Source organism: Achromobacter sp. ACM05 (genome assembly GCF_019218915.1).
Classification (GTDB): Bacteria; Pseudomonadota; Gammaproteobacteria; order Burkholderiales; family Burkholderiaceae_B; genus Achromobacter; species Achromobacter animicus.
Genome location: NZ_JAHUWQ010000004.1, coordinates 168,940 through 181,972 on the forward strand (window position 1 = coordinate 168,940; position 13,033 = coordinate 181,972).

At 65.4% G+C, this 13,033-nt stretch carries 13 protein-coding genes; 7 read left to right on the forward strand and 6 right to left on the reverse strand.

Going from position 1 to position 13,033, the window contains the following annotated elements; translation table 11 throughout:
• The first annotated feature begins 33 nt into the window (after positions 1–33).
• Positions 34–936, forward strand: coding sequence for a LysR family transcriptional regulator (locus KW836_RS22990; protein WP_218344879.1), 903 nt, complete (start codon positions 34–36; stop codon positions 934–936).
• Here KW836_RS22990 and KW836_RS22995 read toward each other — a convergent pair.
• Together KW836_RS22995 and KW836_RS23000 are read right to left on the reverse strand one after the other, a co-directional pair.
• The gene (locus tag KW836_RS22995; protein WP_218344880.1) at positions 933–2,123 is read right to left on the reverse strand and encodes an amidohydrolase family protein; all 1,191 of its coding nucleotides are present in this window, start codon (positions 2,121–2,123) and stop codon (positions 933–935) included. The two genes, KW836_RS22990 and KW836_RS22995, sit on opposite strands and share 4 nt — an antisense overlap.
• A gap of 1 nt (position 2,124) precedes the next feature.
• Positions 2,125–2,322 carry a hypothetical protein gene (locus tag KW836_RS23000; protein WP_056568607.1) on the reverse strand — a complete coding sequence of 66 codons (198 nt, stop codon included), beginning with the start codon at positions 2,320–2,322 and terminating at the stop codon, positions 2,125–2,127.
• Between the two features lie 196 nt (positions 2,323–2,518).
• Between KW836_RS23000 and KW836_RS23005 the strand changes: the two genes are divergently transcribed.
• Both KW836_RS23005 and KW836_RS23010 read left to right on the forward strand, forming a co-directional pair.
• Positions 2,519–3,031 (forward strand): ASCH domain-containing protein, encoded by a 513-nt coding sequence (locus KW836_RS23005; RefSeq protein WP_175123123.1) that lies wholly within the window; start codon positions 2,519–2,521, stop codon positions 3,029–3,031.
• A gap of 295 nt (positions 3,032–3,326) precedes the next feature.
• Complete coding sequence (locus KW836_RS23010) at positions 3,327–3,659, forward strand: virulence factor (protein WP_218344881.1); 333 nt, start codon at positions 3,327–3,329, stop codon at positions 3,657–3,659.
• A 231-nt stretch (positions 3,660–3,890) separates the two neighbouring features.
• Here the strand turns inward: KW836_RS23010 and KW836_RS23015 are convergent, their stop codons facing one another.
• The 4 genes from KW836_RS23015 to KW836_RS23030 form a co-directional block, all read right to left on the reverse strand.
• Positions 3,891–4,139, reverse strand: coding sequence for a hypothetical protein (locus KW836_RS23015; RefSeq protein WP_175123125.1), 249 nt, complete (start codon positions 4,137–4,139; stop codon positions 3,891–3,893).
• 233 nt (positions 4,140–4,372) lie between these two features.
• On the reverse strand, positions 4,373–5,719 hold the full coding sequence (gene serS, locus KW836_RS23020; RefSeq protein ID WP_175137226.1) for a serine--tRNA ligase: 1,347 nt from the start codon (positions 5,717–5,719) through the stop codon (positions 4,373–4,375).
• A gap of 45 nt (positions 5,720–5,764) precedes the next feature.
• Positions 5,765–7,105 (reverse strand): replication-associated recombination protein A, encoded by a 1,341-nt coding sequence (locus tag KW836_RS23025; protein WP_056568621.1) that lies wholly within the window; start codon positions 7,103–7,105, stop codon positions 5,765–5,767.
• Between the two features lie 107 nt (positions 7,106–7,212).
• A complete protein-coding gene (locus KW836_RS23030) occupies positions 7,213–8,004 on the reverse strand; it encodes a deaminated glutathione amidase (RefSeq protein ID WP_218344882.1) in 792 nt (263 codons plus the stop codon).
• A 177-nt stretch (positions 8,005–8,181) separates the two neighbouring features.
• On the opposite strand from KW836_RS23030, the gene KW836_RS23035 reads away from it, so the two are divergent.
• The 4 genes from KW836_RS23035 to KW836_RS23050 all read left to right on the forward strand — a co-directional run bounded on the left by KW836_RS23035 (position 8,182) and on the right by KW836_RS23050 (position 13,032).
• Positions 8,182–9,450: an amino acid deaminase gene (locus KW836_RS23035; protein WP_175123128.1), complete on the forward strand. Its 1,269-nt coding sequence runs from the start codon at positions 8,182–8,184 to the stop codon at positions 9,448–9,450.
• A gap of 111 nt (positions 9,451–9,561) precedes the next feature.
• Positions 9,562–11,121: an ABC transporter substrate-binding protein gene (locus KW836_RS23040; protein ID WP_218344883.1), complete on the forward strand. Its 1,560-nt coding sequence runs from the start codon at positions 9,562–9,564 to the stop codon at positions 11,119–11,121.
• A gap of 90 nt (positions 11,122–11,211) precedes the next feature.
• Positions 11,212–12,153 (forward strand): ABC transporter permease, encoded by a 942-nt coding sequence (locus KW836_RS23045; protein ID WP_218344884.1) that lies wholly within the window; start codon positions 11,212–11,214, stop codon positions 12,151–12,153.
• 9 nt (positions 12,154–12,162) lie between these two features.
• Complete coding sequence (locus KW836_RS23050; protein ID WP_056568629.1) at positions 12,163–13,032, forward strand: ABC transporter permease; 870 nt, start codon at positions 12,163–12,165, stop codon at positions 13,030–13,032.
• Position 13,033: the final 1 nt, after the last annotated feature.

The following is a 13,033-nucleotide window of genomic DNA, read 5'->3' on the forward strand; positions in this document are numbered from 1 at the left end:
GGAAAAACCATTTTCTGACAAGGGTACGCGGCTTTGGATTCGCGCTTTCTACAGACCTATGTGCATGTGGTGGAACTCGGCTCCATCGCCCAGGCCGCCCGGCATCAGGGGCTGACACCGGCCACGGTGCAGCAGCGGTTGCGCGCGCTGGAGGCGGATGTCGGCAGCGCACTGATTGCGCGCTCGGGCCGCACGGTCAAACCCACGCCCGCCGGCGTGCGCATCCTGGAACGCGCGCGCGCCATCCTGCGCGACGTGCGTGACCTGCGCTCGGCCGCGTCGGACACGGACCTGCCGGCCGGCCCCTTGCGGCTGGGCGCCACCCCCACTGCCTTGACCGGCATCATGCCGTCGGTGCTGCGCACGTGGGTGACCCGGCATCCGGGCATCGAGATCTACATAGAACCCGCGCCGACCACGCTGCTGTACAGCAAGGTGCTGTCGGGCGAACTGGACGGCGCGCTGCTGGTGCACCCGCTGTTTCCCATTCCCAAGACCTGCGCGTGGCGCGACTTGCGGCACGAGCCCCTGGTGCTGGTCACCCCCGCCGACATGCAGGTCGACGACCCCTTGGCCGTCATCGTTCGGGAGCCGTATATCTGCTACGACCGCAGCGTGGTGGGCGGCAAGATGGCGGACGACTACCTGCGCGCGCGCAGCCTGCGTCCGCGCGTCCGCTTTGAACTGGACGGCATCGAATCCATTGCCAAACTGGTCGCCGAGGGGTTGGGGGTCGCGTTGCTGCCCGATTGGGCCAGTACGGGCACACCGTCCGCGCACGTCAAACGCTGGCCGCTGCCCGAACCTTGTCCGGTCAGGACGGTGGGGGCGATCTGGTTGCGCTCCGGCGTGCGTTCGGAATTGATGCGGGCGTTTGTGGAATTGGCCGAGTCGCAACTCGGCCTGGGCGCCGCGGCCGCGCAGCGCGCCCGCTAGGCGATGGCGTCTTCGCCGTTGCGCGCCACGACCACGCCGCTGGACACCACCAGGCGCCGGGGCGTGCGCTGCACCACGGCTTGGGCAATGCAACTGGCGTCGGCCAACACCAGGTCGGCACGCGCGCCGGGGGCCAGGCCGTAATCCGCAAACCCGCAGGCGCGGGCTGCCGCGCGGGTCACGCATTCAAACGCCCACTCGATCTCGTCGTCGCGGCGCAGATCGTTGCGCAGCCCGATCAGCGCGGCGCGTTCCAACATGTCCGGGCTGCCGTACGGCGTCCAGGTGTCCCGGATGCCGTCGTTGCCGCCAAAAAGCGTCACGGCCGCCTCGCGGCAGGCGCGCACTGCGGGCACCGGCCGCGATGCCGGCGCGGTGGTCAGCAGGGCCACGTCCAGCAACGCCAGCCGCCGAAGCAGCCCGTTCAAACGAGCGGCGTCGAGGGCGCCCAGACAGAACGCGTGGCTGATCACGACCTTGCCTTTCATGTCCAGCGCCTGCACCCGGTCGAGGATCAGCTCCAGCGTGAAGGCGCCGAGTTCGCCGGGTTCGTGCAGATGAATGTCGACCGGTTTGCCATGCTTGTCGGCCAGGCCGAACAGCACGTCCAGGGATTTCACGGGGTCGCGGTCGATGGCGGATGGGTCCAGTCCGCCCAGCACGTCCGCCCCGCCGGCAAGTGCCTGGTCCAGCAGCTCGGCCGTGCCGGCACGGGCCAAGAGACCGGATTGCGGAAAGGCCACTGTCTGGATTTCGACGCGGCCGGCCAGCGCCTGCCGCGTGGCATGCACGCCTTCCAGATGCTTCAACCCGGCGTCGGTGTCGACGTCAACGTGGGTGCGGATCCGCGTCGTGCCCGCCCGCAGAAATGCGAGCGCCAATGCGTGCGAGTGGCTGGCGGCGTCATGTGCCGTGGCGGCGCGCCAGTTGCGTTCGTTGTCGATGCGATCGGTGAGGGACGGTCCGACCTTGTTCACGTACCAGGCGGAACCCCACGTCGTCTTGTCCAGATGGGTGTGGCCCTCGATGAGGGCGGGCAGCAGCAAGGCGCCACCGCCGTCTTCGACGTTTACGCCGGGATCGGCATCGAGACCCGGTCCGATCCGCAGGATGCGGCCGCCGCGCACCAGGACGTCAACGCCCTCGCCTTGTGCCGTGCGGACGTTCTTGAGGAGCAGATCCGCCATCTCAGACTTGAGGCGGCTCGATCCAGAAGAAGCGTTCGCCTTGCCGGACCATGTCGGCGACGCCTTCGGCGCCGATGCGATAGTCCGTGCCCATGAGCGTGGCGCCGCCGTCTTCATGAATATGGATGACGGCCAGCGGGTCGTTGGCCATGGTGTACCAGTAGTAACCGGGCTTGAGATTGTGGAGGTCGGTAGTCATTGGTCGAGTATACAAATAACGCCCAGGCGTTTTCAAAAAGACAACACATATGAAGCGCCCTACCTGACAGGTAAGTCGTGACACGTCATACTCCGCATGCGGAGCTTGAGCAAGTCTCAAGCAGGTGGCACGTGCCGGCCCCGGCCATAACAGCAATAAGCGCGCAAGCGTTCATCGCGAGGGATACAGCTAGCACATGAAACGGCAGTTACTTCAATTCAGCGAACCGCTCAAGCAAGCCATTCTGGATGGCGCCAAGGTGCAAAGCCGGCGCATCCTCAAGCCGCAGCCGTCCAAGTTCACCACGGTCTGGTATGCGGACGCCGCGGATTCCGGAAGATGGGTGGCCATGGGACCGTCACCGGATAAGCCTTCCGAATTGCGCAAGACTTCGAGCTGGGTCAGGTGCCCCTATGGCAAATCAGGCGAAACCATCATCCTGGCCGATGAAGCGGGCTCGCCTTTTGCCAGCGCCGTCGTCGTGGGCGTACGCATTCAGCGGCTACAGAACCTGACCGAGGCCGACGCGCGTGCCGAAGGCACGCAGTCGCTTTATCAGAGTTCCGCGCTATTGCCGGGCGTGCCTCTGCAGACTGCGTTCGCGCTGATGTGGTGCGAACGTTATGGCGCACATGCGTGGGCGGCCAATCCCTGGGTATGGGTGGTCGAATACCGCCAGACGACGCCTTACAACAAGTCGGACTACTAGCCGGCTGGTGTGCCGCAACAACACCGGTACGGCTGCACGCCTGCAGTTAGTGTCCAGCTGTAACACCAGCCCTCCGCTTCAGTTAATTCCATCCTATTTCAATCGACTTCAATCGCGAACTCGCCAGAGCGGGCGCCCGCTGCCGCAGTGCAGCAGGCGCACCCACTTGAAAACGGGGGCGGTTGCGGATTGTCGCCATTGCGGCCGGGATGCTTACGAATAGCTTGCGCAAACCGCCGAAAATAGCACCAACGAATACTCAACTTTGCTGCGTCTCGCAGCAGGCAGGTGCAAGATGAAAAAATGGCTTATTGCAGGTGTCGGTGCCGCGGGTCTGCTGATTTCCAGCGTCGCCCTGGCCCGCGTGGACGTTGGTATCTCGATCGGCGTTCCAGGCGTCGTCTACCCCGCACCCGTCTACGTGGCCCCGGCGCCGGTGTACGTCGCACCGCCCCCACCGGTGTATTACCGTCCTGCACCGGTTTATGTCGCGCCGCCCGTCGTTTACCCGGGGCCGGTGTATTACGGTGGCGGCCGCTATTACGACCGCCGCGAATGGCGAGGCCCGGGACCCCGCCACGGCCATTACCGCGGCCACGGCCATGGACATGGGCGCGACCGTCACTGAATATGCCCGGCGGCAAAAGCAAAGGCCACTCTTGCGAGTGGCCTTTTTTCGTCGGGGCAATGTCCGGTGCCCCGCGCGATGACCTGTCAGGCAGCGGGGGCCTGGACGGGTTTTGCGGCCAGCGAGGCCGGTTGTTGCAATACCGGTTTGGCCTTTTCATCGGCCCAACGCGGCGATTCCTGAACGAGATCAATCCAGCGGCGCGGCGCACTGGACGCCCGCCACCAACCATTATGCGGACGCATGAGCAAACTCCGGTTCACCGTTGAAACGCACACCATTGATGCCCTGAAACAGATGACGGCTTTCCTGTTCTGCTTCGTGCAATTCAGCGAAGGGCGGCTGTCCCGGCACGGTCCAGCATTTTTCGGGTGCGGTACCGCCAATTCGGCGGGTCCATATTTGCACCCGATAGCCCTGCTCGTCTTCCTTTGCCACAGAGCATCTCACACGAAAATCTCCAATCATTCTTGAAGTCATGGACAACTCCTTGTTATATAAGTGAATGAAGCGTGTAGAACGCCGGTGTATTGTGCCGTAACTATCCGGCCCTTTTATGCCAAATACACAATTGCTCACATCAAAAATCAAGCACTCACGCGAGCACGATAGCGTTCCAAAACGACAGGAATATGTCGGCAATGATAAAAAAAAACGGAGCCCGAAGGCTCCGTCTTTTTATCAGCCATATGGCCGATGGACGTGCGGCAATATCAGGGCTTGAGTACCGAAATACCACCCATGTACGGCTGCAGCGCTTCCGGAATCAGCACACTGCCGTCGGCCTGCTGGTGATTTTCCAGCACGGCGACCAACGCACGCCCCACCGCCAATCCCGAACCGTTCAGCGTGTGCACGTATTCCGGCTTGCCTTGGGCATTGCGGAAACGCGCCTGCATGCGGCGGGCCTGGAAGGTTTCGCAGTTGGACACCGAAGAGATCTCGCGCCACGTGTTTTGCGCCGGCAGCCAGACTTCCAGGTCATAGGTCTTGGCCGAACCAAAGCCCATGTCGCCCGTGCACAGCAGCACGACGCGGTAAGGCAGGTTCAGCAACTGCAGCACGCGCTCGGCGTGGCCGACCATTTCTTCCAGCGCGTCGTACGACTGGTCCGGCTGCGTGATCTGCACCATTTCAACCTTGTCGAACTGGTGCTGACGGATCATGCCGCGGGTGTCGCGGCCGCCGCTGCCGGCTTCGGAGCGGAAGCACGGCGTGTGGGCAGTAAGCTTGAGCGGCAGATCGGCGGCTGCCTGGATCGCGCCGCTGGCCACGCTGGTCAGCGTGATTTCCGACGTGGAGATCAGGTATTGGTCTTCACGCACATACGGCTTGCCCTGGTCGTCGACCTTGGGATCGTCGTCGCCGCCGCCCTTGGAGACCGCGAACATGTCGTCCTTGAACTTGGGCAACTGACCCGTGCCGTACAGCGTCGAGGCATTGACGATGTAGGGGGTGTAGCACTCGGTATAGCCGTGGGTGCCGGTTTGCAGGTCCAGCATGAACTGCGCCAGCGCGCGGTGCAGGCGGGCGATGGGGCCGCGCATGAACGAAAAGCGCGCGCCCGACAGCTTGGCGGCCATGTCGAAGTCCAGGCCCAGCGGTTCGCCCAGCGACACGTGATCGCGCGCTTCGAAGGCCAGCGCAGGCGGGTTGCCGTCAGCGCCCGCTTCGCCAGGCAGCCAGCGGCGCACCTCGACGTTGTCGTCGGCGGATTCGCCCAGCGGCACGCTGGCGTGCGGCAGGTTCGGCACCGACATCAGCAGGTCGTTGAGCGGCTGCTGCAGGGCGGCCAGCTCTTCCTCGAGCTGCTTCAGGCGCTCGGGCACGGCTTGCGATTCCGCCATGACGGCGCTGGCGTCCTCGCCCTTGGCCTTCAGTTGGCCGATCTGCTTGGCCAGCGCATTGCGGCGGGCTTGCAGGGACTCGGTCTCGGTCTGGACGGCCTTGCGGCGAGACTCCAGGTCGTTGAACCGTTCCGTGTCGAAGGCGACGCCGCGGGTCTTGAGGCGGTCTACGACGGTTTGCAGGTCTTTACGCAGCAGTATCGGGTCTAGCATGGTGAGGTCGGTGAGGTTGCAAAAAAGGTGGCGGGACTTTGCCCGTCACCGGTTCTTGGCGCGTTCCTGCGCGTCCAGCTCGCGCAGGAATGCCAGCTTCTGCTGGATTTTAGCCTCCAGGCCGCGATCGGTCGGCCGATAGAAGGAAGGCTTGAGTCCGTCAGGAAAATATTGCTCGCCCGCGGCGTAGCCGTGGGGCTCGTCGTGCGCGTAGCGATAGGCCTTGCCGTGGCCCAGCTGTTTCATCAGTTTGGTCGGCGCGTTGCGCAGGTGGATGGGCACCGGCGCGCTGCCGTGTTCCGCCGCGAACTTGCGGGCCTGGTTGTACGCGTTGTAGACGGCGTTGGACTTGGCGGCACACGCCATGTAGACCACGGCCTGCGCCAGCGCGAGCTCGCCTTCGGGGGAACCGAGGCGCTCGTAGATGTCGGCGCCGTTTACCGCCAGGTCCGTGGCGCGGGGGTCGGCCAGGCCGATGTCTTCGACCGCCATGCGCACCAGGCGCCGCGACAGGTACTTGGGATCGGCGCCGCCGTCGATCATGCGGCAGAACCAGTACAGCGCCGCGTCCGGATTGGAGCCGCGGACCGACTTGTGCAACGCGCTGATCTGATCGTAGAAGGCGTCGCCACCCTTGTCGAAGCGGCGCAGATTCTGCGACAGGGAAATTTCGAGCCAGGCCGCATCCACCGTGTCGCGTCCGGCGGACTGCGCCGATTCGGCCACGACTTCCACCGCGCTGATCAGCCGGCGCGCATCGCCATCGGCCCAGGCGGCCAGTTGCTCGCGCGCGTCGGGTTCGATGCGGATCGCCGCGCCGTCGTCTTGTCCTTCGTTGAGCGCCTGCACGGCGCGGTCAACCAGCTGCTGCAGCTCTTCGGCCGTCAGCGACTGCAGCACGTAGACGCGTGCCCGCGACAGCAATGCCGAATTGACTTCGAACGAAGGGTTTTCAGTGGTCGCGCCAATGAACGTGAACAATCCGCTTTCGACATACGGCAGGAAAGCATCCTGCTGCGCCTTGTTGAAGCGGTGAACCTCGTCAACGAAAAGGATCGTGCGGCGGCCCTGGCCTTGCGCGATCTGCGCCACCGTCACAGCGTCGCGGATGTCCTTCACGCCGCCAAGCACGGCCGAGATGGCGATGAACTGCGCGTCAAAGCCGTCGGCCATCAGACGCGCCAGCGTGGTCTTGCCCACGCCCGGTGGCCCCCAGAAGATCATGGAGTGCGGACGGCCGGATTCGAAGGCGACGCGCAGCGGCTTGTCGGGTCCCAGCAGATGCGACTGGCCGACCACGTCGGCCAGGGTGCGGGGACGCAGGCGTTCGGCCAGGGGAACGTAAGGCCGATGCGCAGGATCGGCCGCGAAGAGATCGTTGCTCATTGGCAGCAGATGAAGGAATACAGCAAGGATTTCAAGCCTGCATTACACCATGTCCGGCTCGGCCCCCTTGCCTGCCAGCCGCCCCGCTCGGCGGCAGCACGCCAGGCCTACGCCAGTTCGGGCGGACCGAACCGTCGGTTGGCCAGCACGGGCAAGACCTTGCGGGCATGGGCCAGCCGTTCGGGGTCAATGTCCGCAAAGACCAGCGCAGGCGCTTCGCCGGCCCGCGCCGTGACCACCCCCAGCGGATCCACGACCATGCTGCACCCGATATTGCGTTCGCCGCATTCGCCAGTAGCGGCGACGTAGCAGGTGTTTTCCAACGCCCGCGCGGTCACCAGGACCTCCCAGTGCATTTCCTTGAGCGGACCGCGCACCCAGGCGGCCGGGAGCACGAGCAGGTCGGCGCCGTCCAGCGCCAGCCGGCGAGCCAGTTCGGGAAAGCGCACGTCGTAGCAGGTCATGAGGCCCACGCGCAGCCCGGCGATGTCCAGCAGCGGCGGGATGTCGGTGCCGGGGGTGACATTCGTGGACTCCTTCATGGTGAAGGCGTCGTACAGGTGCAGCTTGCGGTACTGCGACAGGATCTGGCCGTCGCGGATGGTGACCAGCGTGTTCCAGACGCGGCCCTCGCCCGTCGGCACGTGGACGCACATCATCGTGGCCAGGTCCGAACCGCGGCTGGCGTCGAGCAGACGCGTGATGAACGGGCCATCCAGCGGCTGCGCGGCCTTGAGCACGATCTGCGGGTCGGTGATGTCGCGGGCCAGGATGCCTTCGGGCAGAACCAGCAGCCCCGCCCCGCCAGCGCGGGCGCGTTCCATCAGGTCGATGCAGACCTGCGCGTTTTCTTCCCAGACGCGGCTGACGGCGAACTGGCCCAGGGCGACTTTCAGCATGGCTTTTCCTTTGTCGAAGCACGGGCGCGCCCTGTGGGGCGCGCAGCATGGACCTATTTTCCCACCGTCGGCGCGGCCGGGGCTACGGGAAACTCCTAGCTCCCGCTTGTAAATTTCTTTCACGATAATGAAAAAAACCAGTTTTGACGTAAATATTTTCCATACCGGACCGCCGCCATGACCAACTCCTCCTCCCCCGCAGCGCCGCTGGACGTGAACGGCAAAGGCCTGGGCGCGTTTCCCGAGTCCTGTACCACCGCCGACGTGGCGGCGCTGAACTGGAATCTGCTAAACGAAGACGTGAGCCTGCCGGTGGCCGTGCTGTACGAAGCGCGCGTGCGCCACAACCTGCAGTGGATGCAGCAATTCATGGAGGCCTATCACGTCAAGCTGGCGCCGCACGGCAAGACGACGATGAGCCCGGCGCTGTTCAAGCGCCAGATCGACAACGGCGCCTGGGGCATCACCCTGGCCACCGCGCCGCAGGTGCTGGCGGCCTACCAGCACGGCGTGCGCCGGGTGCTGATGGCCAACCAGCTCGTGGGCCGCGCAAACATGGCCATCATTGCGCGCTTGCTGCAGGATCCCGCCTTTACGTTCTTCTGCATCGTGGATTCGGTCGCCAACGCCGCGCAACTGGGCAAGTTCTTCGGCGACGAGGGCAAGGTGCTGCCCGTGCTGATCGAACTGGGTCCGGCCGGCGGACGCACCGGCGTGCGCGATGACGCACAGTTGCAGGCCGTGGCCGACGAGATCGCCCGCTGGCCCGGCCTGGCGCTGGCCGGCATCGAAGTCTACGAAGGCGTACTGCAGGAAGAAGGCGCCATCCGCGCGTTTCTGCGCCGCGCCACCGATGCGCTGCGCGGCCTGGCCGCCGCGGGCCGGCTGCGCAAGAACGGTCCGGCCATCATCTCCGGCGCCGGTTCGGCCTGGTTCGATGTGGTCGCCGAGGAATTTTCGCAACTGGACATCGGCGGCGCCCTGGAAGTGGTGCTGCGTCCGGGTTGCTACCTGTCGCACGACGTGGGCATCTACCGCACCGCCGCCGAGCGCATCAATGCGCAGAACCCGGTGGCGCGCAAGATGGAGCCCGGCTTGCAGCCCGCCTTGCAGGTCTGGGCCTACGTGCAGTCGCTGCCCGAACCCGGCCGCGCCATCATCGCGATGGGCAAGCGCGACGCCGCCTTCGACGCGGGCCTGCCCACTCCCGCCCTGCTGTACCGGCCCGGCTCAGTGCAGCCCGGCGCCGCGCCGTCGCACTGGAAGCTGTCCGCGATGATGGACCAGCACGCCTTCATGCAGGTGGGCGACGGCGACGACATCCAGGTCGGCGACATGATCGCCTTCGACATTTCGCATCCCTGCCTGACGTTCGACAAGTGGCGCCAGGTGCTGCTGGTGAATGAGCACTACGGCGTCACCGGCGTAGCCGAAACCTTCTTCTAGTCCCCCTGCCCGCGGCACCGCGCCAGGCCCCAAGGGGACCGCAGCATCCGGGCACCGGCGCGCATCCGATTTCACGCGACAACCTGTTTCTGTTCCTCTGGAGAGAGAATCATGAACTTCCGTACCTCCCGGCGAGGCGGTGGGCTGAAGAGCCTGCTCGCGGCCGGCGCAATTGGCTTGACCGCTTTGTCGACCCCCGCCCTCTGTGCCACGCCGGTCAAGGGAGGCACGATCTCTGTCGCCACCATCGGCGAGCCGCCGACGCTGGACCCGATGACCAGCACGGCCGACCTGGTTGGCATCCTGACCCAGCACTTCTTCGAGACGCTGTACACCTTTGACGCCAAGTGGAACCTGACGCCGCTGCTGGCCGACAAGATGCCGGAAGTGTCGGCCGACGGGCTGGTCTATACGATCCCGCTGCGTCAGGGCATCACGTTCCATGACGGTTCGAAGATGGATTCGTCGGACGTGCTGGCGTCGCTAAAGCGCTGGACCGAGACCGCCACGCGCGGCAAGATGGCCGCCAAGATCATCAGCGGCATCGAGGCGCCGGACGCCAACACGATCCGCATCACCCTCAAGCAGCCGTACGCGCCGCTGACCGCGCTGCTGGCCATGAACAACAGCGCCGCGGTCGTCATGCCCAAGGGCAAGATCGCGCCGTCCCTGACCGAATTCGTCGGCACCGGCCCCTATCAGCTCAAGGCCCGCGTGCCCGACCAGTACGTGCAGCTGGTGCGCTTTGACGGCTACAAGCAGCGCGAAGGCGAGCCCAACGGCTACGGCGGCGCGCGCAAGCAATACCTGGACGAGATCCGCTTCGTGCCGGTCAGCAACGCCAATACCCGCGTGGAAAGCGCGGTGGCAGGCCAGTTCGACTACGTGGACTCGCTGCCCGTGGAGTCGCTGCCCAAGCTGAAGAATGGCCGCTCCGATCCGGTCATGCTCAAGCCCTTCGGCTGGCCTCGCCTGGTGCTCAACACCAAGCAGGGCATCATGTCGAACCAGGCCGTGCGCCAGGCGGTGCAGCTGGCCCTGAACGAAGAAGACATGCTGTTCGCCGCGTTCGGCGACAAGAACTTCTACAAGCTCAACGGCGACCTGTATCCGGAAGGCTTCCCGTGGGCCACGTCGCTGGGCGGCAAGGTCTACAACAAGGGCGACGCCGCGGCGGCCAAGAAGCTTGTCGACAGCGCCAACGTGCAGGACCGCAAGATCCGCATTCTGACCAGCCAGCAGTACGAGTTCCATTACAAGATGGCGCTGGTCGCTGCCGAATACCTGAAGGCCGCCGGCTTCACGGTGGACATGCAGGTCGTGGATTGGGCCACGCTGACGCAACGCCGTCAGGACCCCGCCGTGTGGGACATCTTCATTACCCACAGCCCCTTCCTGCCTGAGCCCGCGCTGATCGACTTCCCGTCCAAGGACGCGCCAGGCTGGTGGGACACGCCGCGCCGCAATCAGGTGCTGGACGCCTTCAACCAGGCCGGGTCGCAGGAAGAGCGCGTCAAGCGCTGGGCCGACGTGCAGCAGGCCGTGTACGACGAAGTGCCGTTCATCAAGGTGGGCGACTTCAACGCGCAAGCCGCGCGCTCGCCATCGCTGCAAGGCACACAGGCGGTGCCGTGGCCGTACTTCTGGAACGCCTGGAAGGCGGCCAAGTAAGCCCCTGCCCCGGCGGGCGGCCGCAGCCGCCCGCCACCGCAGACCGCGCGATCCGCTCGCGCCCACGAGAATGATTTCCAGGACTTCACCGTGTTGCGTTATCTCTTGAATCGGCTGGTCGGGCTGGTGGCCGTGATGTTCATCGTCGCGACCATCGTGTTCGTCATCATCCGCCTCACGCCTGGCGACCCGGCCGCCGTGATGCTCGGCCCCCAGGCCAGCCAGCAGGACATCGCCGCCCTGCGCGCGCAGCTGGGGCTGGACCAGCCCGTGGCGATGCAGTACGTGTCGTGGCTGGGCAAGTTGCTCCAGGGCGACCTGGGCCAGTCAATCTTCATGAACAAGCCGGTGCTGTCGGCGCTGGCCGACCGCGCCGAACCGACGATTCTGCTGACGCTGATGTCGCTATTGATCGCCAGCGCCATCGCGCTGCCGGTCGGCATTCTGTCGGCGGTCAAGCGCGGCACCACGCTGGACCAATCGGTGCTGTCGTTCTCGATGTTCACGTCCAGCGTGCCCAGCTTCTGGCTGGGGCTGCTGCTGATGCAGGTGTTCTCCGTGAAGCTGGGCTGGCTGCCGGTGGCCGGCTATGGCGGACCGGACGCCTCGCTGGCCACGCGCCTGTCGCACCTGATCCTGCCTGCGGTCGTGCTGGGACTGGTGAATTCTGCGCTGATTACCCGCTTCATCCGCGCCAGCATGCTGGACGTGCTGCGCGACGACTACGTGCGCACGGCGCGCGCCAAGGGCCTGCCGGAACGCAAGGTCATCCTGAAGCACGCGGTGCGCAACGCGCTGATCCCGATCCTGACGGTGCTGGGCCTGACCACGGCGCTGCTCATCAGCGGCGCGGTGGTGACCGAGACCGTGTTCGGCCTGCCCGGCGTGGGCAGCCTGGTGGTGTCGGCCGTGCTGCGGCGGGATTACCCCGTCATCCAGGGCGCGCTGCTGATCATCGCGGCCATCTATGTGCTGATCAATCTGTTCATCGACCTGCTGTATCTGGTGGTCGACCCCCGCGTGCGTTACTGAGCCATCGACATGACGACTGCAACTTCCATGAATCCCGGCTCGGACCGCTGGCAGGTCCTGCGCCTGCTGGTGTCGCGCAAGACGGTGCTGATCAGCCTCATCGTGATCGTGGTGCTGGCGGCCGCCGCGCTGCTGGCGCCGTGGATCAGCCCCTACGATCCGTTCAAGCTATCCATCATGAACCGCCTGAAGGCGCCGGGCGCCGCGCACTGGTTCGGCACCGACGACTTCGGCCGCGACGTGTTCAGCCGCGTCATCCACGGCGGACGGCTGTCGCTGATGGTCGGCTTTTCCGTTGTCATCCTGTCCAGCGTGCTGGGCATTGCGCTGGGGCTGATCGCCGGGTTCTTCCGCACCGCCGACAAGTTCGTGTCGCGGCTGATCGACGCGATGATGGCGTTCCCGGACATCCTGCTGGCGATCTCGCTGGTGGCCGCGCTGGGGCCGTCGCTGGTCAACGTGGTGATCGCGCTGGGCATCGTGTACACGCCGCGCCTGGCGCGCATCGTGCGGGCCTCGACGCTGGTGATCCGCGAGCTGCCCTTCGTGGAAGCGGCCCGCGCGCTGGGCGTGCCCACGTGGCGCATCGTCACCGTCCACGTGCTGCGCAACCTGGTGTCTCCCATCCTGGTGCAGGGCACGTTCATCTTCGCGTACGCCATCCTGGCCGAGGCGGGCCTGTCGTTCCTGGGCGTGGGCGTGTCGCCCGACATCCCGACCTGGGGCACCATGATCAACGCCGGCCAGCAGTACATGGGGTCGGCGGACTGGATCATGATCTTTCCCGGCATCGCCATCGTGCTGTCCGTGCTGTCGCTGCAACTGGTGGGCGACGGCCTGCGCGACGTCCTCGATCCGCGCCTGCGCAAGGAGCTGTAAA